The sequence below is a fragment of the Roseivirga sp. AWQ4_251 genome (assembly GCF_056158225.1).
Map to the genome: position 1 here is coordinate 192,788 of NZ_JBSWSW010000002.1, position 21,125 is coordinate 213,912.

Genomic DNA, 21,125 nt, shown 5'->3' on the forward strand with positions numbered 1-21,125 from the left:
CTTTTTAACTTATTCTTTCTTGATTGCATCAGCATGATGCCCAAAAATCCTCTTGATCCAGGCAGGTAAAATTAGAGCTCCGATAATTAGGTAGGGATAGTAGGTGATAAACCTCCATACTAAACTTGCTCCGAAGGAATAATTGCCCAAAAATTGCTCGAAGAACGCAGGAAATATATACTCTGCTGTACCCGCACTGCCTGGGGTTGGGGAAACCAACATCATTACCCACATGGTTAAATGCCTGCCCATTATTAAAATGTGATCATCGAAGGTTAAGGGTACAAATCCAGCAATTATAATATTCAATACAGCAAATTTGGTAAGCCAAACCGCGTAGGTTATCAGCACTAGTTTAATCCAATAGCCCATTTTTCGATGTCGGAATTCCTTGGAAGCCTCCAGAAGTTCTTCTGCTCTATGCGTCAAATTGAGTTTCCACCTTCTTAAATATCTCCAATTGGCAATTTTGATCAAAAGCCGATTGATAAATGAAGGGAAGATCAGCAAAGCCAGCATCATGAACACAAAATAGAAGCAAGAAACCCCAATGCTTAAATAAAAGAAGTAAGACAGGCTGCCTCCTAATTCAGCTTGAACTTTCGCAGAATTGGGCAAAGCTGCGCCTTCTGTGAGGTACATAAAAAGAGGAGAAGCGGTTAAAAAGAAGAAGTTATCCAACAAAGCCAAAAGCATAGCAAAGGCAACGGCCTTTCCTATTCCCACACCATGTTTATGAATAATGAAAATTACAACGGCAATGGGGCCGATTAGTGGGGGAACAACCGCCAAAGCGAACTCCCAGAGAAAAACGATTCGTAATGACTGGGAAAGACTAAAAGATTCCGCTCCTAAGGTTTTCACCCGAAGGGTATTCATAAAATCTTTGAAAAGAAGGCACACCAGAGCTGCGGCCAAGGCAAGTCCGGAGATTTCTCCAATAGCCAATAAAGATTCTTGGTTGATGCTATCATCGCGCAAAGCGATAAAAACCACGATTCCTAAGCCCAGTATAATCGGGATCCAGACTTTTCGGGGGTTCAGCGTACGTAAGGCATGTTTTGGGTCAATGGCCATTATTGGTCGACAAGCTCTTCTTCAATTTTCTCTATCCAAAAATTATTGAAGCCTTCACCCAAATGCATGGTAATTACCCGCATTTGCAAAAGATCCAATATGGAGAGAAAATTAAAAATCACGGCAATTTTATTGGGTTCAAACTCTATAAGCTGTGTAAAGGACAAGCGAGAGTTTTCCTCCAACTTATTAAGCACAAACTCCCTTTGCCCTGAAATTGTGTAAGGGTACTGAACCACTTCATGCTTGGGCTTACTTTGCTCCAATTCATAACGGCTCAACACCTTTTGATACACCCTTAACAATTTATAGAGGTCAAGGTTTTGAAGTTCCGATTCCACATTATTGCCTTCTGCCAGCTTTTTGAGCTCCTTAACCACGTTGCCACGGCTTTCCATTTCCATGCGGTCCGACTCCATTTGGCTTAGCGTTTCCACAACGGACTTGTATCGCTTGTATTCCAACAAATGCCTTACGAGTTCTTCCCGAGGATCTAGTTCATTTCCTTCTTCATCTAACACCGGGCGAGGTAAAAGCATTTTGGCTTTGATGCGCATAAGTGTAGCCGCAACCAAAATAAATTCACTGGCCACCTCCACATTCATCTGCTCCAAATGGTGCATGTAGTCTAAAAAGTCCTTGGTTATTTTATGAATGGGAATATCATGAATATCAAGCTCATCTCTTTGAATGAAAAAGAGCAGAAGATCGAAAGGACCTTCGAAAAGCGGTAATTTTATTTCGAAACTCAAAGTTTGGCCTAGCTTGTTGATCAAATATAGAAGCTTTGGCTCAATAGGGCAGAGGAACTGGAATAATTTTCTAATTTTGTACTCTTGAAAAAATCCGGCTAAACAATTGGCACGTATTTATGTTTTTTAGTCATTCATTTCAAATCGTATGTTAATCGAACCCGGACCGCTGCTCAGAAACATTGATTCTCCTGAAGACCTCAAAAAGCTGGATCAGGCCAGTTTAGTCCAGGTTTGTGATGAATTAAGGCAATATATCATAGATGTTGTATCCGTTTATGGCGGCCATTTTGGCGCTTCCTTAGGCGTGGTAGAACTCACCGTAGCCCTACATTATGTATTCGACACCCCTAAAGATCAATTGATTTGGGATGTTGGCCATCAGGCTTATGGCCATAAAATTCTTACAGGAAGAAGAGACAACTTCATTACCAATAGAATTTACAAAGGCCTTTCAGGTTTCCCGAAAAGAAAAGAAAGTGAATATGACACCTTCGGTGTTGGGCACTCTTCTACCTCAATTTCGGCAGCCTTGGGTATGGCCATGGCCAACCAGTACAAGCAAGAACAATCGCCAACATATTGCAGTAATTGGTGACGGTGCCATGACTGGCGGATTGGCTTTTGAAGGCATGAACCATGCAGGCGACACCAATGCTAATTTATTGATTGTATTGAACGACAACTGCATGTCGATTGACCCAAATGTGGGCGCTTTAAAAGACTATTTAACAGACGTTACTACTTCGCACACTTACAACAAAGCGAAGGATGAAGTTTGGAAAATGCTCAGTAAGTTTTCCAAATTCGGCAAAAGTGCACAAGAAGTAATTTCAAAGGTTGAGCATTCAATGAAGTCTTTGTTATTGAAGCAAAGCAACTTGTTCGAATCTTTGAATTTAAGATATTTCGGCCCTGTTGACGGCCATGACGTTCACCACTTAACCAGTGTAATGAACGATTTGAAAGGCATTCCTGGCCCTAAAATTCTTCACTGCGTAACCGTAAAAGGTAAAGGCTACAAACCTGCAGAAGAAGGAAACGCTACGAAATGGCATGCCCCAGGTAAGTTCGATAAAGTCACTGGTGAGGTTTTCAAAAAGATAATTGACAAACCTGAGCCACCTAAATACCAAGATGTATTTGGACACACTTTGGTAGAATTGGCCGAAAAGAACGACAAAATCATGGGAATTACGCCAGCAATGCCGTCTGGTTCTTCCATGAATATTATGATGAAGGCCATGCCCGATCGTGCTTTCGATGTAGGTATTGCCGAACAACATGCCGTTACATTTTCTGCTGGATTAGCTACGCAAGGATTGATTCCTTTCTGTAATATTTACAGCACCTTTATGCAAAGGGCTTACGATCAGGTAATTCACGATGTATGTATCCAAAACCTACCTGTCAATTTCTGTTTAGATAGAGCTGGTTTTGCCGGAGCCGATGGCCCTACTCACCATGGCGCATACGACATTGCCTATATGCGTTGCATCCCCAATATGATTATCGCTTCTCCAATGAACGAAGCTGAATTGAGGGATATGATGTACACTTCTCAGTTGCCAAGGGAAGGTGAAGCCTTTACCATTCGTTATCCACGAGGACAAGGCGTTATGCCTGAATGGAAAACTGAAATGGAAAAAATGACCATTGGAACAGGAAGAAAAATTGCAGACGGTAAAGAAGTCGCGATCCTAACCATTGGCCACATTGGAAATTACGTATTTGATTCTAGAGCACTTTTAGAGAAAGAAGGACTTACTCCCGCGCATTACGACATGCGTTTTGTAAAACCTTTAGACGAAGAGCTTCTTCACGATATTTTCAAGAATTTCAAGAAAGTAGTAACCGTAGAAGATGGCTGCATAGTTGGTGGTTTTGGCAGCGCTATCTTAGAATTCATGGCAGAAAACGGATATCAAGCCCAAATCAAAAGGCTGGGAATTCCAGATGCTATCGTGGAGCATGGCACTCAAGAACAACTTCATTCAGAATGTAATTTCGATGCTATTGGCATTGCCAATGCAGTTAGAGATTTAGCAGGAGTAAAAGCAGCCCCAACTGCTTATGCCAAAAATTAAAGCATCGATTCAAGGAAGCGGCTTTCCGGTGGTTTTCATTCATGGGTTTTGCGAGAACAAAGCTATGTGGTACCCGTTTGTAAAACCGCTTGAAGAGCATTATCAAATCATTTGCCCTGATTTACCTGGTTTTGGAGATTCCGAGATTTTGAAAGAAGGTTTTAGCCTAGAAGATATTGCTGACGAACTTGCTTCATTTCTGACTTCAATCAATATTGAAAAAGCCATCTTCATTGGGCATTCTTTGGGAGGCTATGTAGCCCTAGCTCTAGCTGAAAATCACCCAGAAATGACACAAGGTTTGGGGCTATTCAATTCAACAGCCTTTGCCGATGATGATGAAGGCAAACACCGAAGAGACAAAGCCATTTTGTTCTTAGATAAACATCCCGTCCCAAAATTCATTGAACCATTCATTCCCTCTCTTTTCTATTCTAAAAGAAAGGATGAACTAGCCGAAGAAATTCAAAAAGCTACTGAAATAGGCCTAGCCAGCGACAAAGATGCCATTGTGGGTTATACCCTAGCAATGAAGCATAGGAAAGACCGCTTTGAGCTCTGGAAAAACATTTCCGCCCATTGTCTATTTATTGGTGGCGCAAACGATAGCCGAGTGCCTTTACAAATGGCTGAAGAACACATTGAAGAAAGGACGAATGTAGATGGCTACATTCTACCCGAAACCGCGCACATGGCAATGCATGAACGACCAACGGAAAGTCTTCAAATGATCAAAGACTATCTGTTGAAAGTTTGCTGATGATGCGAGTTAAATAGCTTGATCTAATAAAGAAGAAAGGTCGCGATTAGTCATCACTCCGGCCCTTTTCCACAATTCCTTCCCTCCTTTGAAAAGCATCATGGTTGGAATACTACGAATGCCAAAACGTTGAGCAATCGGCTGGTTTTTATCCACATCGATTTTAATGATTTTCACTTTGCCATCATACTTAGTCGCAACTTCTTTCAGCACCGGAGCCATAGCCTGACAAGGCCCACACCAATCAGCATAAAAGTCTATCAAAACTGGAGTTTCCTGAGAAATAAGGGTGTCGAATTTTCCTTTCATGGCTTAAAATTTACGCATATAAAACTCCAAAAATAATCGAAATGTTCCTCAGTTGCTTTCAGCGATAATCACCAAGCATTTTTCTGAATTCTCGAAAATTATTCTTTCCGTTTGGAACCATTCTTTGAGGGTCAAACGTTTGTTTAAAGATTTTAATTAAACGTTTGTTTAATTTTTGAAATCACTGAAAATTTGCAGTATGGAACTGAATGAAAAAAAGGTCAAAATCCTGGAAGTTGCCGAAGAGCTTTTTGCTCAAAACGGCTTTTCAGGCACTTCAGTGAGAGAATTGGCAAAAGCCTCTGGTGTAAACATCGCCATGATTAACTACTACTTCGAAAGTAAGGAAAAGCTGCTCATGGCCATATTTCATTACAGAAGCGACTATTTGAAAAGCCGAATCGAAGATTTAATGAATGATTCTGTGCTTTCGAATTGGCAAAAACTAGACTTCCTTATTGATGAGTACATTCTGAAGTTCACCAGTAATAAATCGCTTCATCGCATTATTCTTCGCGAACAAGGTCTTGGCAACAATCAGGAGCTCATGGACTTCATCAACGAGCGAAAATTGAAGCACTTCCATATCATTTGCGACTTCATTAAAAAAGGTCAAGAGAATGGTGATTTCAAAGCAGATGTGGACACTGTAATGCTCTACACCATTCTGCCCAGCATCACCAAACATATGATGTTTAATGAAGATTTTCTTCAATCGATACTAAAACAAGAAACTGGCGAAGAACCCGCTGAAGGAGAACTCGCAGATAAAACCAAAAACTACATTAAAAAGCTATTCCGACTAATTCTTGAGAAAAATTAAAATGAGAATATTTTACATAAGCATTTTGTCCATAGGGCTGTTGAGCATCCAACTAAACGCTCAGCAAGTAAAAAACCTAAGCTTATCCGAGGCGATAAGTTCTGGACTAGAAAGCAGTAAGCAAGTAAAGTTTGCGCTTTCTAAAATGAGAGGAGCCGAAGCGAACACGCTAGAAATGAAGGAAAAAAGACTTCCTGATTTTGCCTTATCGGGTCAATATCTTCGGTTGAACACGCCAAACGTATCCATTAGCAAAGGCCTTTTGGGCGATGATAATTCTGGCGGAGGAAGTGGAAGCGGAAATGGCAGCAATAGCATGGTAACGCCAAAATACGTAATGCTGGGCTCCGCAAACATGACTCTTCCCCTATTCACCGGTTTCAAATTGAAGAATGGGCTTGAGTTTGCTACATACCTAGAAAAAGCTGCTGCTTTAGATGCTGAATCACAACAAAGTGAAGTCATCAACAACATTGTTCAGGCTTACATCAACTTATACAAGGCCCAAGCCGCTGTTGACATTGTGAAAGAAAATTTGGAGCGTTCTAAGCAGCGAGTTAAAGACTTCACAAACATGGAAGCCAATGGAGTAATGGCAAAAAATGATTTGTTGAAAGCTCAGTTAATGGAGTCAAATACTGAATTGGCTTTGATTGAAGCGGAAGACAACGCAAGCATTGCCAACTTCAACATGAATTTGCTTTTGGGTTTTGACGAAAACACCCAGCTTCAACTGGATGCATTATCTGATTTAGAGATGCCATTGGCTGCAAATCAAACAGAATGGCTTTCTGATGCCATCGCCAATAGAGATGACCTTAAGGCCGCAGAGCAAAGAGAAAAAGCAAGTCAAACTGCTATTAAAACAGCAAAAGGAGCATATTATCCATCGGTTGCTTTAACCGGAGGGTACATTGCCGCTGATTTGGACAATATGCTTTCGGTTACCAATGCGCTAAACATTGGATTGGGCATCAGCTTTAACATCACGGATATTTTCAAAGCAAAAACCCACATTAAGCAAGCGGAAGAACAGCACTTGCAATCGCAGCTCGCTCAAGAGCAAATCACCGATCAAATCAAAAGCCAAATATTTAAAACACTTACGCTGTATCGTCAAAGCATTCAGCGCATCGATGTTTACACAACGGCTATTGATCAAGCTGAAGAAAACTACCGAATCGTGAAAAACAAACACGATAACAATTTAGCCACTACCACAGAATTGCTAGATGCCGATGTGGAGCAGTTTCAGGCTAAGCTGAACCTTAAATATGCAAGAGTGGATGCCATTGCCGCTTACACTCAGTTACTACAAGCTGCCGGTCAACTGGACGTGGAATCTGCCAACAAGCTGACCCAGCAATAATTACGAATACCATGGAAAGAAATACAAAATCTGATAACGAAACATTAGCCAACGGCACAGGAAATATGGAAGCTCAAACCCAAAAGAAGAAAAAGAATAAAAAGTTCGGAGTTGTTCTCCTGATTATAGTCGTAGTTGGAGGAGCTGCTGGCTACTACTTCTACCAACATTCCCTTCGTCATGAAACCACCGAAAACGCACAGATAGAAGCTAATATTAGCCCTGTAACTTCAAGAGTTTCTGGCTACATAGAGAAAGTATATGTGCAAGACAACCAAAGAGTAAAAGAAGGCGACACACTTATTGTGTTAGACAATCGCGATTTCCTTATCAAAGTAAGAGAATCTGAAGCTGCTTTGGAGATAGCTAAAAGCAATTTAGAAGTAGCAAAAAGAGGCGTTACTGTGGGCAGAAGCCAGAACAATACTGCAGATGCTTCTATTCTAGCAGCCGATGCCAATATTGAAGCTGTGAAAGTTGAATTGTGGAGAGCCGAGAAAGATTACGAGCGCTACGCGAACTTGTGGAAAGAGCACAGCATTACTGAACAGCAATACGAGCAGGCATTAGCAGCAAAACAATCTGCTGAAAAGCGTTTGGATTTACTTCAAAAGCAAAAAGACATTGCCCTGAAGCAAAGCAAAACCAGCGGTTACCAAACCAACGTAACTGCCAGCCAAGTTGCCGTTGCTGAAGCAAACATTAAACAACGTGAAGCTTTGTTAGAAGAGGCAAAATTGAACCTTTCCTACACTGTGATTACAGCCAAAATGGACGGTCAGCTTTCTTCAGTAGATATTGAACCTGGTCAATTGATTCAAGCGGGACAATCGCTATTCAATGTGGTAAACACCGATAACTTTTGGGTTGTGGCCAATTTCAAAGAAACCCAGTTTAGCAGAATGGTGCCTGGTCAGGAGGTAGATGTAGAAGTCGATGCCTTACCAGGCCATTCATTCAAAGGAAAAGTAAGCTCATTCTCGCCTGCTACAGGAAACAAATTTGCGCTTTTACCAGCGGATAATGCTACAGGTAACTTCGTGAAAGTGGTCCAGAAAATCCCAGTAAAAATCACGTTCGAAGACAATCAAGATCCATACTTGGCCAAACTAAAAGCAGGTATGAATGCTGAAGTAGACGTTCACATTGAACAATAAAAAAAGCACGCATGACAAATGCTGATTCATTAGTAGAGTACGGGTGGAAGCGTGTGATTATCACAATCACCGCTATACTCTGTGCGCTGCTCGAAATTGTAGACACCACCATTGTTAACGTTGCATTGAATGATATGCAAGGTAACCTTGGCACAACCATCAGTGAGTTGGGCTGGGTAATTACCGCATACGCCATTGCCAATGTTATCATTGTGCCTATGACCAGCTGGCTTTCGCAGCAGTTTGGGCGTAGAAACTATTTTGCGGCCTCCATTGCCATATTTACCATAGCTTCATTTCTCTGTGGTAATGCAACGAACATTTGGGAATTGGTAGCATTCCGTTTCATTCAAGGTTTAGGCGGTGGAGCTCTTTTGGTTACCGCGCAAACCATTATTACGGAAACCTATCCTCCTGAAAAAAGAGGAATGGCGCAAGCGCTTTACGGTATGGGTGTAATTATAGGACCAACACTTGGGCCTCCACTTGGCGGTTATATTGTTGACCATTTCTCTTGGCCTTATATATTCTACATCAACTTGCCATTGGGAATTATTGCATTTTTCCTTACGCTTCAGTTTGTGAAAAGCCCAAGATATTCCGCAAAAACGACAGCCAAGCAAGTAGACTGGTGGGGTATTATTTTCTTGATTATTGCAGTAGGATCCCTTCAGTTTGTACTTGAAAAAGGTCAAGAAGAAGATTGGTTTGAAGATAGCATGATTGTATTCTTCTCCGTGACCGCTTTCTTAGGATCGTACCTGTTTATTTGGCGCGAACTCACCTACGAACATCCTATTGTGAATCTTCGGGTTTTGAAGAACAAGAACCTAAGTGTCGGTACCATCATGACTTTTGTACTCGGTTTCGGACTGTTTGGTTCAACCTTCATTATACCGCTATATACGCAGTCGGTTATGGGTTGGACAGCCACGCAAGCTGGTCTTCTGTTGATTCCGAGTTCACTGACAACGGCCTTTATGATGCCTATTATTGGGCAGATGCTGCAGCGTGGGGTTCCGCAGAAATATTTAGTTGCCATCGGCTTCTTTATATTCTTCCTATACAGTTTATGGTCGCACAATGTGTTGACGAACAGTACGGGATCGGAACATTTCTTCTGGCTTCTGATTGTGCGAGGAATTGGTTTAGGGTTACTTTTCGTGCCGATTACCACGCTTTCGCTCTCAACACTTAAGCCACAAGAAATTGGCGATGGAGCTGCTTTTACAGGGATGATGCGTCAATTGGGAGGATCGTTTGGTATTGCTTTGATTACGACATACATGTCTCGCCAGAGAATATTCCACCGCTCCAATTTGGTAGAACACCTTGATGTAACTCACCCTCAAGTGCAGGAGAGAATTGCCGGCCTTACCCGAAGTTTTATGCAAAAGGGCTTCACCTTTGATAAAGCACATGACCAAGCACTGAAACTTATAGACGGAACGGTAAACCAACAGGCTGCGGTACTTTCTTATATGGACGTATTCTTGGGAATCGGGATTGTATTCCTGCTTTGTATTCCCTTTGTATTGATGATTAAAAAAGGCGCTGGGAAAATATCACCTTCCTCAGCAGCTCATTAAAAAACATGAGCAGCAAACGGCTGCTTCAGTTACCCAAAAAAGAAAGGTTTTTCGCTTCAACTTACTTACCCCTTGAACCGAAAATACCTTTCTGGGTAGCTAATTTTTCTATTCGTATCTCAAACTATCCACTGGATTTGACTTAGCCGCACGCATGGTTTGAAAGCTTACGGTTACAAGGGCAATCGCAAAAACCATTAGAGCTGGAATCGCAAAAATGTACCAGTACAAATCGATTCTAAAAGCAAAACCATTCAACCATTTCTCCATACCATAGTAAGACAGCGGAATAGCCAAGACTACAGATACTAAGATCAACTTTAGAAAATCCGTTGAAAGCAATTGAAGTATGCTTGGAATTGAAGCTCCTAAAACCTTTCTGATTCCGATTTCCTTTGTCCTTTTTGCCGTCATAAAAGCTGCCAAGCCAAACAAACCTAAGCAAGCCACAAAAATTGCCAAGCTTGAAAATACGGTGAATACGCTTCCGAAACGTTGATCGGCTTTATATTGCTCATTAAAACTATCATCTAAAAAGAAGTACTCAAAAGGATTTCCGGGAAAGAATTGAGTCCATTTTTCTTCAGTTAAAGAAACAACCTTTGTTGTGTTTGCAGCATTGTACCGAATAGAGTAATAGTTACTCGCATCGGGAATCATTCTAAAAATCAGCTGGTCGTAATCTTCCTTTAATGAAGCCTGGTGATAATCTTCAAACACACCAATTACGGTGTACACATCGCCCCAAAAATCAATTTTCGCATTAAGTGCTTCTTCAGGCTCTTTAAAACCCAACTGTTTTACGGCAGATCGTGAGAAAAGAACTTTAGAACCCTCATCTCCAAAACTCTTATCGAAGCTGCGGCCTGCGATTACTTCAACATCATAGGTTTCTATAAAGTCATAACCCACTCCAATCACACGGTACTGCTTTCCTTCGGTATCAGGTTGGCCTTGCATTTTTATTCCTCCCGCATTCCAACTCACGGCCCTACCAGGCACAGCAGTACTCACCACTACATTTTCCACATTTGCATCAGTTTTCATCACATCGCGAAAGGCAGAAAGCTTTTCCTGATAGGTAGAATCTAAAACGCTTGGCCCTTTTATCACTAAAGTTTGATCAATATCTACACCCAAATCCTGATTTCGCATAAAGGAAATCTGTTCATAAACCGTGTATGTTCCAATGATCAAACCCACTGAGGCCATAAATTGAAAAATCACCAAGCCTTTCCTTAGCCAGGCCCCTCCTTTGCCAGAAACGACTCCACCCTTTAATGTATCCACTGGTTTGTAAGAAGAAAGAACCAATGCTGGGTACAAACCCGAAAGAAACGTTCCGATAAGAAAAAGAGCCGCCAAACCCAGCCAAAAGCCTTGTTGAGTAAATAAAGCTAACGACATCGGCTGATCAGACAATTTGGAAAATCCTGGAAGCGCTAAAATCACAATAACGAAAGCCAACACAACCGCAAACAGGTTGATCAAAAAACTTTCAGTTAAAAACTGACGAATCAATTGACCACGAAGCGAACCCAAAACCTTTCTCAAACCAACTTCTCTAGCTCTTTCCATAGATTTAGCGGTAGAAAGATTGATATAGTTTACCCAAGCAATAATGATAATGAAGAAAGAAATGCCCAACAAAGCATAAACCGCATCTCCGTCTCCATTAACCTCCGCTTCTTCCATATAATTGGAGTACAAATGGATGTCTTTCAAAGGTTGAAGATCAAAATCCATCCATACTTCACTTTCTCTCATTTCATCACCCCATTGCTGATCTACAAAGTCATCAACTTTATTTGCGAAAGTCTGCGCATCCACGCCTTCTTTCAACATAATGTAGTTGAAATAGCCGTCCCAATACCAAACGCGGTTCATATCGGTTCCTCTTTGCCCCTGCGCAATCGTGCTCCAAGAAACCAGAATATCATATTTGAAATGTGAGTTTAATGGAACATCCTCAAAAACAGCCGCAATCTTAATGGGCTGGTTTTTATTGAAATACATGGTCTCCCCTACCACATCTTCCTTTCCAAAATATTTTATTGCCAAACTCTTTGATAAGGCCACCGAAGCAGGTTCTACCAAAGCAGTTTCTCCATTTCCATAAATAATTCTGGTATCGAAAAGCTTGAAAACATCTGGGTTGGCAAAAAACACTCTGTCCTCACGAAACTCAATGTTATCTTTAGAAAATACACCTCCTGTTTTGGTTAATCGTGCATAGGCTTCTACATCTGCTAGGTTCTCTTTCAATAAATACCCAATCGAAACAACTCCCGCAGCCCATTCTGTACTCAACTCTCCCTTCTCGTATCGATTGGTTTTTAACCTATAAATACGGTCGGCATTCGGATTAAAATCCTCGTAGCTCAATTCGTAATTAACATACTGAAGAATAAGTAAACTGGCAGCAATGCCAAGTGCCAGCCCCGTTATATTGATAAGTGAAAAAGTTCGGTTCTTCAAAAGAGACCGAAAAGCCACTTTGAGATAGTTTTTGACCATTTGTTGTTTTGTTAAGGTTTGACTTTAGGGCAATCGCCTACTATATGAAACGATCTTCTTTGCTAACCATTACAACATTGACTTAGCATAATGAGAAAGGTTGCAGCCAAAAGAGCAGAAAATTAAAAAATAGCAAGACATGAATTTGTAAAAGTTTGTCACAAGAATAAAATGACATTAGGGCGACACTTTGGTTAAATTTATGAACCTCATGTTTAAGTCGAAGTCCATTAAACACCTCATCAGACATCTTTTTGCCTTGCTTTTAAGCTTTGCAAAAGTGGAATTTCATGGACAATTCTAATGCAGAGCATTAAGAATCTATTCAAAATAAACTCTTACATAACCCCAGTAAACACTGGATTCAGGCTATTTCAGAAATGAAAAATTGAATTATAAAAAGGGCATAAAAAAAGAGTCACTCCCGTTGGAGCAACTCCCTTTCACCTAAACACCTGGGTAACTAACTACTCATAGTGAACCTCACGGTTCCTATACCCAGACTTATCTTTATCTTTAAAATAAGATGTCTTATTCGTAAAATCTTCTTGAAAAGCTCTTTTATAAGATTCAGGAAGATAAGCTTCTTCCCCTCGACCAAATCCTTTGAGTTCTATAAACACTCAACAGTAATACAAATTTAATAGGATTTTTCATTAAATAAAATTTAACATTGCCGTAAAGAAGATTTTTTTCCACACCTGACAAAACCACAAAAAGATGTGGCTTAAATGCAATGAATTTCCTTACACATATATATTACAACTTAATACATACATTTTTCTTCTCACTAAAAAAATCCAAAGCGTTCCAACCTCCTTCTCTACCAACTCCGCTACTTTTCATTCCTCCAAAAGGGGTACGTAAGTCCCTGACCAACCAACAGTTTACCCAAACAATTCCTGACTTCAATTGAGAAGAAACACGCTGCGATTTTGCCAAGCTACTAGTCCAAACGGTGGCTGCAAGTCCGTATTGTGTGCTGTTGGCCATTTCAAGTACTTCTTCCTCCGAATCAAAGGGCATTATGGTAACTACGGGCCCAAAAATCTCTTCTTGATTGGTTCTGCAGTTAAAGTCTAGGCCTTCAATAATTGTGGGCTCTATATAGTATCCATTAGCACATGCCCCATCCATAAAAACCCTTTTACCACCAGTAAGAATCTCGCCTCCTTCTTGCTTAGCCAAATTGATGTAACTTAGGATTTTGTTCATGTGTCCTTCCGAAACCACAGCACCTAAATTCACATCGTCCGCAGGGTTGCCAACCTTCAGTTTCTTAGTTTTCTCTACAAAAGCATTTTTGAACTTTTCATAGATTGGTCGTTCAATAAAAATTCGGGAACCACAGAGGCAAATTTGGCCTTGGTTAGCGAAACTAGAATGAATTGTGGTTTTTAAAGCTTGTTCAAAGTCGCAATCTGCAAAAATGATATTCGGGTTTTTACCTCCCAATTCCAGCGAAAGCTTTTTGAACATAGGAGCTGCGGTGGAAGCAATCTGCTTTCCGGTGGCCGTTCCTCCTGTAAACGAAATGATCGGGATATCTGGGTGTTCAGCGATTGCCTGCCCCACCTTTGGCCCCAAACCATGCACGATATTCAAAACTCCTTTGGGGAAACCCGCTTCTATACACAATTCAGAAAGCAAAAAGGCCGTCATGGGCGTAATTTCCGAAGGTTTGGCCACTACTGTATTTCCTGCGGCTAAAGCAGGGGCTATTTTCCAAGTGAATAAATAGAGAGGTAAATTCCATGGAGAAATACAGCCAGCAACCCCAATTGGCGAACGTTCTGTGTAATTGAAGGTAACATCGTCCATTTGATGCGCTTCAGTAGATTCATGCAAAATTGCAGTAGCATAGAATCTGAAATTGGCTGAAGCCCTAGGAATATCAACTCTGGTAGCGAGTTTTATAGGCTTTCCGTTGTCTTTCGATTCCGCAGCGGCCAATTTATCCAGGTTCTGATCGATCAAATCAGCGACTTTAAGCATCAATCGTGACCTTTCTTCTCTTGGTGTTTTAGACCAACTTGAAAATGCTGTTTTTGCCGCTTTGTAGGCCAACTCAACATCTTGAGCATCGGAATCAGGAATTTCTCCATAAATCTCTCCTTTTGACGGATCGATATTTTCCAGATACGTTTTACCGACTGGCTCAATAAGCTTGCCTCCTATATAGTTTAATATTCTCTCCATTCTCCTTGAATTACAAGCAACCTGTTCTACCTCCGTCAACAGGCACATTGATTCCGTTGATATAACCTGCAGCTGGTGTGGCCAAAAATGCCGCAGCCGCAGCCACTTCTGAAGGGTCCGCAAATCGCTGAGCAGGAATTTCGGACTTCATCTCAGCCTCAACCTCTTCGATAGTCTTGCTTAATTTTTTTGCTTTGTTTTCAATGATAGAAGAAAGGCGTTGTGTAGCTGTCGCTCCGGGCAATACATTGTTCACTGTAATGCCATACTGACCAAGTTCATTGGCTAAAGTTTTAGACCAATTGCCTACGGCTCCACGAATGGTATTAGAAACACCCAAACCCGGAATCGGCATTTTTACTGAAGTACTGATGATATTTATGATTCGGCCGTACGCTGCTTGCTTCATTCCTGGCACAACGGCCTGAGCTAATATTTGATTGCAGATTAAGTGTTGTTGAAAAGCTGAGAGGAACTCTTCCAAATTGGCATCAATAGCAAGCCCTCCTGCCGGGCCTCCTGTGTTGTTAATCAAAATATGATAAATATTTTCGCCAAAATGTTCGGCCAATACCTGCTTAAGTTCTTCAGGCTTAGAAAAATCGGCCACTAAAACCTTATGCTTTTGCCCTGAAGAATGGAAAAGGTTATTTTTTACTTCTTCCAACTTCTTTTCATTTCTGGCTAGTAGTGTTACGCTCGCGCCTAAATTGGCTAGTTCTTGAGCTATTGCCTTGCCAATACCTTGCGTACTTCCGCAAACGAGTGCATTCTTTCCTTTAAGATTTAAATCCATAAGCTTTGTGTATAGGGTAAAGTTATAAAAATCGCATTAGGCCTGAGTGTTATTTTGTAAATTGGGGCAGAACAAACGGAAAGGAAATGGAAATAAAAAGGCCTTTTAACCTTCATAAATGGATTGAAGAAAATAGAGATTTGTTGAAACCTCCGGTGGGCAACAAAAACCTTTATCCTGAAGGAACAGATTATATTGTAATGATTGTGGCAGGCCCAAATGCCCGAAAAGATTATCATTACAACGAAACTGAAGAACTTTTCTATCAGCTTGAAGGCGAGATTACAGTTAGAATTCAGGAAAACGACAAAGCTGTTGACTTAACCCTTGGGCCTGGAGACATGTATTTGCACCCAGCCAAAGTACCTCATATGCCGGTTCGTTCTGCCGGTTCGATTGGTTTGGTGATAGAAAGGGTAAGGAAACCGGAACACAAAGATGGCCTACTATGGTTCTGCGACAACTGCAACAACAAGCTTCACGAGACTTACTTCCATTTAACCAATATTGAAAAGGACTTTCTACCAAGGTTTAGAGAATTCTACGCCTCTGAAGAACTCCGCACTTGCTCTAGTTGTGGCCATGTAATGGAAACAGACGAGAGATTTGTTAATTAGTCATTGGTCATTGGTCATTGGTCATTGGTCATTGGTCATTGGTCATTGGTGAATGAACGAACTTCTGAAAGAAGAATCTCGTCCCTACTGAAATTTTAAAGTTTACAACCTATGAAACTAGAAGATTTAAGAATCTATAATCAGGCAAATTCGTTGGGAGACAAAATTTGGGCACTGGTTGAACAATGGGACTTTTTCACCAAAGACACAATAGGCAAACAGCTTGTGCGTAGTGCAGATTCAATCAGCGCAAATATTGCTGAAGGCTATGGCAGATATTTCTTTAAAGAGAATCGTAATTTCTGCTTTTACTCAAGAGGCTCCTTACTTGAAACAAAAAACTGGCTTGGTAAAAGCCTTCGCAGGGGATTAATATTAGAAACCGAATATAACCAGCTTTTAAACGAAGCAGAAGAGCTCCATAAATCACTTAACGCTTATATTAAAACCATTGGTAAATCCACCAATGACCATTGACAAGTAGCCAATGACTACAATAAAAATAGACATGCATACTCACATCATTCCTGAGCATCTCCCAAAATGGACGGAGAAGTTTGGCTATGGTGATTTTATACACTTGCACCATCATAAAGAAGGTGCTGCCATGATGATGAAAGGCAGTAAATTCTTTAGGGAAATTCAAGCGAACTGTTGGGATCCTCAGATTAGAATTGAAGAGTACGCCCAATTCAACACTCAAGTGCAGGTAATTTCTACCATTCCGGTAATGTTTTCTTACGATGCCAAACCAACCGATGCCTTAGAAATCAGCCGCTTTCTCAACGATCACATTGCCGATATTTGTCATAAATACCCGAAAAACTACATTGGTCTGGCTACTATTCCAATGCAGGATGAAATTTTAGCCATAGAAGAGCTAGAACGCTGCAAAAACGAATTGGGTCTTCCTGGCATTCAAATTGGCTCGAACATCAACGATAAAAACCTCAGTAGCGATCGCTTCTTCCCTATTTTTCAAGCTTGCGAAGAACTCGACATGTCCATAATGATTCACCCTTGGAACATGATGGGCTTCGGCAGCATGGAGCGTTATTGGCTCCCTTGGCTGGTGGGAATGCCTGCAGAAACATCAAGAGCTGCATGTTCTTTGATTTTTGGCGGAGTAATGGAAAGGCTACCTAATCTTCGGTTTAACTTTTCGCATGCTGGCGGCTCATTTCTTCCTACCATCGGGCGAATAGAACACGGTTTCATGTGCCGCCCTGATTTGGTAGCGTTGGACAATGATATCAATCCAAGAGAATACATCGGGAAATTCTGGGTCGATTCCATTACTCACGATCCATTGATGATGAAGTACATTCTGGAAATGCAAGGCTCAAAACGAATCACCCTCGGTTCTGATTACCCTTTCCCGCTTGGCGATCTTGAAATCGGTGCCTTTATGGAAGAAATGGGACTTGGCGAGGAAACTATAGAAGACATTTTCTGCAATGCCACTTTGGAATGGCTTAACTTGCCGAAAGAACAATTTATCTAAACTACACTTTGAAAAACACAGCCATAACCTATATGGATTCGCCCTTAGGGCCAATAAAAATTGCTGGTGATGCTAACGCCATCAAAATGGTCACCTTTGTGGATGAAATTGGAGAAGAAGGAAGCGGCATTATGCCTTTGGTTATCAGAAAATGCAAGAAACAGCTAACTGAATATTTTCAAGGGCATAGAAAGCAGTTCAACGTACCCGTAGCTCCTGAAGGTACAGAATTTCAGCAGCAAGTTTGGAATGCCCTGATGGAAATACCTTTTGGAATTACCACCACTTACGCCAAGCAATCCGTAAAATTAGGTGATATCAAAAAAATTAGAGCGGTTGGCACTGCTAACGGAAAAAACCCAATCGCCATTATCATTCCTTGTCATAGGGTTATTGGCTCCGATGGAAGTTTAACCGGCTACGCAGGAGGTTTAGACAAAAAAGAGTGGCTTCTGAAACATGAAAAAAGCCTTCCGGGCATGGCTCAAACAAGTTTATTCTAATGCATTACGAAAATACTCTGGCCTTCGCGAAGCAAATGGATGAAAACGATCCATTGAAAACTTACCGCGATCGATTTTATATTCCTCAAGTAAACGGAAAAGACAGCTTTTACTTTACAGGAAATTCCTTGGGTTTACAGCCAAAATCTGCTCGTAGTTTTATTGAAGATGAAATGAAAGGCTGGGAAACTTTGGGTGTAGAAGGTCATTTCGCTTCTAATAAAAGGCCTTGGGCTGAATACCATAAATTCAGCAAAGAGGCTTTAGGAAAAATCGTTGGAGCAAAACCGATAGAAGTAGTTTCCATGAACAGCCTCACAGTGAACTTGCATTTACTGATGGCTTCATTCTATCAACCCACAGCAGATCGTTTCAAAATCATCTGTGAAGCTGGTGCCTTTCCTTCCGATCAATACATGTTCGAAAGTCAGCTGAAATTTCATGGTTATAAACCAGAGGACGCTTTAATCGAACTTACTCCTCGTAAAGGAGAGAACAACCTCCACACAGAAGATATTCTTCAAAAGATAGAAGGAACAGGAAGCGAACTCGCCTTGGTTTTAATTGGTGGCGTTCAATATTACACTGGGCAGTTTTTCGACTTGCAAGCTATTACCGAAGCAGGCCAAAAGGTTGGTGCTAAAGTCGGTTTCGATCTGGCACATGCCATGGGGAATGTTCCCTTAAAACTACACGACTGGAATGTGGATTTCGCGACTTGGTGTTCTTACAAATACTTGAATTCTGGGCCGGGGAATGTTTCTGGTATTTTTGTTCACGAACGTTATGCAAATGACTCTTCTCTCAAAAGATTTGCCGGCTGGTGGGGACACAATGAAGCAGAACGCTTTCAAATGAAGAAAGGCTTTAACCCCATGGAAGGAGCCGATGGCTGGCAGTTGAGTAATGTAAATGTCATTTCTACAGCAGCGCATTTAGCTTCGCTCGAAATTTTCGATGAAGTAGGCATGGATGCACTTCGTGAAAAGAGCCTAAAACTGACAGGTTTTTTAGAATTCCTGATCAACCAACTTAGCGGAGATAAAGGGATTTTTGAAATTATTACGCCTTCCAACCCAGAAGAAAGAGGCTGTCAGCTTTCAATTTTCTTTCATCAAAAAGGGAAACAGCTTTTTCAAGCCTTAACAGAACAAGGTGTAATCGCAGATTGGCGTGAACCTAATGTGATTCGCATTGCACCCGTACCACTTTACAATCGCTTTGAAGACGTTTTTCATTTTGCCAGAATTCTGCAGGAAGCCCTCTAAGGCTTCCCTTTTTATTCTTGGTTACTCTGCGGCAACTTCATCCGTGTCCTTTCTTCGCTTCAGAATTCCAATTCCCGAAGTAAAAAAGATAAAGCCAAGAATGGCGAGAGCCCAAGGGCTCAAAGCCACTATATTTTGATCGAAAATACCTACAACTCCTAAAATCAAACCAATAATACCTAGGCCAGTTAATATGGCTCCCAATGTTTTAATCATAACTTTTAGTTTTCTTTTAAGAATCCAAAGACCATTCCACCGCCCATATGAGCCAAAAAGGGTTCGATGCGTTCAATTTGAGCAACCATTACCGCAAATCGCTGTTGCATAAAATCTACAAAACCCAAAGCTGAATTTCCCGAAACAAGCACTCTTATTCCCCTTTTATCAAGTATAAAAAGCTGAAAAATGATAAATTGGCATGCAATGGAAGGGAAGAAAATAACAATACTCGGTGCCGGATTGGTAGGCACTTTACTTTCTATCTTTTTAGCAAAAAAAGGCTATAAAGTAAGCATTTACGAACGCAGAGGCGACTTAAGAAAAGCTGGCGCAGAAAGCGGCCGATCCATTAATCTAGCGCTGAGCCATAGAGGATTAAAGGCCTTGGAAGCTGTTGGCTTGAAAGAAAAAGTACAGCAAAGTTGCATCCCCATGCCCGGTAGAATGATCCATGACCTTGAAGGAAATCTTGACTTTCAACCTTATGGAAAAGAAGGGCAGTTTATCAATTCTGTATCGCGAAGCGGCCTCAATGCCCTGCTTTTAGATGAAGCTGAAGCAGCAGGGGTTTCTGTTCATTTTCAGCATAAATGCGAGCATGTAGATTTCGATAATGCCACCGCTCATTTTGACAATGGTGTTTCAGTATCTTCAGATTTCATTTTTGGTGCCGATGGTGCATTTTCTGCACTCCGAGCGGCCATGCAAAAAACCGATCGCTTCAACTATTCCCAAGAATATGTAACGGCAGGGTACAAAGAGCTGACCATGCCGCCAACCGCTAGTGGTGATTTCGCCATCGATCCAGGCGCGCTTCACATTTGGCCGCGCGGAAGTTATATGCTCATCGCCCTTCCCAATCTCGATAAAAGTTTTACCTGCACTCTTTTCTTTCCTTTTGAAGGAAAAACCTCGTTCGAAAGCATCAAGACAGAAGAAGATGTAAAGCAATTTTTCAATGCAAATTTCAAAGATGCTGTTCCGCATTTGCCTCATTTGAAAAACGAGTTTTTCACGAACCCAACTTCCAGTTTAGTAACCGTTCGCTGCTCTCCTTGGGTAAAAGGCAATACCGCATTGATTGGCGATGCCGCTCATGCCATCGTTCCCTTTTATGGCCAAGGCATGAATGCTGGGTTTGAAGATTGTTTTGTGCTGAACCAGTTATTAGAAAAACACGGAGACTTGAACAGTGCTTTGTTAGACGAATACCAAGCCTTAAGAATTCCAGACGGAAATGCTATTGCAGATTTGGCGCTTTACAACTTTATAGAAATGCGTGATAAAGTAGCCGACCCAAAATTTATTCTGCAGAAGAAAATTGAGAAAAAGCTCAACCAGCTTTACCCTGAAAAATGGCTCCCTCTCTACCCTATGGTTACTTTTAGCAATTACCGCTACTCCGAAGCTTTAGCTCTTGGCAAAAAACAACAAGCCATTATGGATGAAGTGCTCAGTCAACCTGGCATTGAAGAAAATTGGGAAAGCCTAGATTTTGAAGCGATTATTAGGAAACTTTAGATGTTTCCTTCGTCAGCAAGGAAAGGGTTGAACAAGCTATTTAATCGAATTCTTTCTA

The 21,125-nt window shown here is 41.2% G+C and carries 19 protein-coding genes and 1 pseudogene; 12 read left to right on the forward strand and 8 right to left on the reverse strand.

Translation table 11 applies throughout. The features are described from left to right. Window positions 1–9: 9 nt before the first annotated feature. A complete protein-coding gene (locus ACXACJ_RS14870) occupies window positions 10–1,077 on the reverse strand; it encodes a lysylphosphatidylglycerol synthase transmembrane domain-containing protein (RefSeq protein ID WP_475135255.1) in 1,068 nt (355 codons plus the stop codon). Next, entirely contained in the window at window positions 1,077–1,829 is a 753-nt protein-coding gene (locus ACXACJ_RS14875) for a segregation and condensation protein A (RefSeq protein WP_475136787.1), read from the reverse strand. The genes ACXACJ_RS14870 and ACXACJ_RS14875 overlap by 1 nt, the downstream gene beginning before the upstream one ends. A 148-nt stretch (window positions 1,830–1,977) precedes the next feature. Here ACXACJ_RS14875 and dxs point away from each other — a divergent pair. Further along, window positions 1,978–3,916 (forward strand): annotated as a pseudogene (dxs, locus tag ACXACJ_RS14880) (1-deoxy-D-xylulose-5-phosphate synthase). Beyond that, the gene (locus ACXACJ_RS14885; RefSeq protein WP_475135256.1) at window positions 3,903–4,676 is read left to right on the forward strand and encodes an alpha/beta fold hydrolase; all 774 of its coding nucleotides are present in this window, start codon (window positions 3,903–3,905) and stop codon (window positions 4,674–4,676) included. Before dxs ends, ACXACJ_RS14885 begins: the two are co-directional and overlap by 14 nt. Before the next feature lie 9 nt (window positions 4,677–4,685). Here ACXACJ_RS14885 and trxA read toward each other — a convergent pair whose 3' ends face one another. Next, a complete protein-coding gene (gene trxA, locus ACXACJ_RS14890; RefSeq protein WP_475135257.1) occupies window positions 4,686–4,985 on the reverse strand; it encodes a thioredoxin in 300 nt (99 codons plus the stop codon). A gap of 199 nt (window positions 4,986–5,184) precedes the next feature. On the opposite strand from trxA, the gene ACXACJ_RS14895 reads away from it, so the two are divergent. The 4 genes from ACXACJ_RS14895 to ACXACJ_RS14910 are packed head-to-tail and all read left to right on the forward strand — an operon-like array spanning window position 5,185 to window position 9,923. Continuing rightward, window positions 5,185–5,808 (forward strand): TetR/AcrR family transcriptional regulator, encoded by a 624-nt coding sequence (locus tag ACXACJ_RS14895; RefSeq protein WP_475135258.1) that lies wholly within the window; start codon window positions 5,185–5,187, stop codon window positions 5,806–5,808. Window position 5,809: 1 nt separating this feature from the next. Then, on the forward strand, window positions 5,810–7,177 hold the full coding sequence (locus ACXACJ_RS14900; RefSeq protein WP_475135259.1) for a TolC family protein: 1,368 nt from the start codon (window positions 5,810–5,812) through the stop codon (window positions 7,175–7,177). Between the two features lie 11 nt (window positions 7,178–7,188). Further along, window positions 7,189–8,334, forward strand: coding sequence for an HlyD family secretion protein (locus ACXACJ_RS14905; protein WP_475135260.1), 1,146 nt, complete (start codon window positions 7,189–7,191; stop codon window positions 8,332–8,334). Window positions 8,335–8,345: 11 nt separating this feature from the next. Continuing rightward, entirely contained in the window at window positions 8,346–9,923 is a 1,578-nt protein-coding gene (locus tag ACXACJ_RS14910; protein ID WP_475135261.1) for a DHA2 family efflux MFS transporter permease subunit, read from the forward strand. 108 nt (window positions 9,924–10,031) lie between these two features. Here ACXACJ_RS14910 and ACXACJ_RS14915 read toward each other — a convergent pair whose 3' ends face one another. The 3 genes from ACXACJ_RS14915 to ACXACJ_RS14925 all read right to left on the reverse strand — a co-directional run bounded on the left by ACXACJ_RS14915 (window position 10,032) and on the right by ACXACJ_RS14925 (window position 15,435). Then, window positions 10,032–12,440: an ABC transporter permease gene (locus ACXACJ_RS14915; RefSeq protein WP_475135262.1), complete on the reverse strand. Its 2,409-nt coding sequence runs from the start codon at window positions 12,438–12,440 to the stop codon at window positions 10,032–10,034. A gap of 759 nt (window positions 12,441–13,199) precedes the next feature. After that, window positions 13,200–14,639, reverse strand: a complete 1,440-nt coding sequence (locus ACXACJ_RS14920; RefSeq protein ID WP_475135263.1) for an aldehyde dehydrogenase — start codon at window positions 14,637–14,639, stop codon at window positions 13,200–13,202. A gap of 10 nt (window positions 14,640–14,649) precedes the next feature. Further along, window positions 14,650–15,435: an SDR family oxidoreductase gene (locus ACXACJ_RS14925; protein ID WP_475135264.1), complete on the reverse strand. Its 786-nt coding sequence runs from the start codon at window positions 15,433–15,435 to the stop codon at window positions 14,650–14,652. Between the two features lie 86 nt (window positions 15,436–15,521). Between ACXACJ_RS14925 and ACXACJ_RS14930 the strand changes: the two genes are divergently transcribed. The 5 genes from ACXACJ_RS14930 to kynU all read left to right on the forward strand — a co-directional run bounded on the left by ACXACJ_RS14930 (window position 15,522) and on the right by kynU (window position 19,327). Then, window positions 15,522–16,052, forward strand: a complete 531-nt coding sequence (locus tag ACXACJ_RS14930; RefSeq protein WP_475135265.1) for a 3-hydroxyanthranilate 3,4-dioxygenase — start codon at window positions 15,522–15,524, stop codon at window positions 16,050–16,052. 111 nt (window positions 16,053–16,163) lie between these two features. After that, window positions 16,164–16,529: a four helix bundle protein gene (locus ACXACJ_RS14935; protein WP_475135266.1), complete on the forward strand. Its 366-nt coding sequence runs from the start codon at window positions 16,164–16,166 to the stop codon at window positions 16,527–16,529. A 10-nt stretch (window positions 16,530–16,539) separates the two neighbouring features. Then, entirely contained in the window at window positions 16,540–17,556 is a 1,017-nt protein-coding gene (locus ACXACJ_RS14940) for an amidohydrolase family protein (protein WP_475135267.1), read from the forward strand. 8 nt (window positions 17,557–17,564) lie between these two features. Continuing rightward, window positions 17,565–18,059 carry a methylated-DNA--[protein]-cysteine S-methyltransferase gene (locus ACXACJ_RS14945; protein ID WP_475135268.1) on the forward strand — a complete coding sequence of 165 codons (495 nt, stop codon included), beginning with the start codon at window positions 17,565–17,567 and terminating at the stop codon, window positions 18,057–18,059. Then, window positions 18,059–19,327 (forward strand): kynureninase, encoded by a 1,269-nt coding sequence (gene kynU, locus ACXACJ_RS14950; RefSeq protein WP_475135269.1) that lies wholly within the window; start codon window positions 18,059–18,061, stop codon window positions 19,325–19,327. The genes ACXACJ_RS14945 and kynU overlap by 1 nt, the downstream gene beginning before the upstream one ends. A gap of 21 nt (window positions 19,328–19,348) precedes the next feature. Here kynU and ACXACJ_RS14955 read toward each other — a convergent pair whose 3' ends face one another. Beyond that, entirely contained in the window at window positions 19,349–19,543 is a 195-nt protein-coding gene (locus ACXACJ_RS14955; RefSeq protein ID WP_475135270.1) for a hypothetical protein, read from the reverse strand. 5 nt (window positions 19,544–19,548) lie between these two features. Next, the gene (locus ACXACJ_RS14960; RefSeq protein WP_475135271.1) at window positions 19,549–19,695 is read right to left on the reverse strand and encodes a hypothetical protein; all 147 of its coding nucleotides are present in this window, start codon (window positions 19,693–19,695) and stop codon (window positions 19,549–19,551) included. 37 nt (window positions 19,696–19,732) lie between these two features. Here ACXACJ_RS14960 and ACXACJ_RS14965 point away from each other — a divergent pair, with 37 nt between their 5' ends. Beyond that, a complete protein-coding gene (locus tag ACXACJ_RS14965; protein WP_475135272.1) occupies window positions 19,733–21,067 on the forward strand; it encodes an FAD-dependent oxidoreductase in 1,335 nt (444 codons plus the stop codon). The last annotated feature ends 58 nt before the right edge of the window (window positions 21,068–21,125 follow it).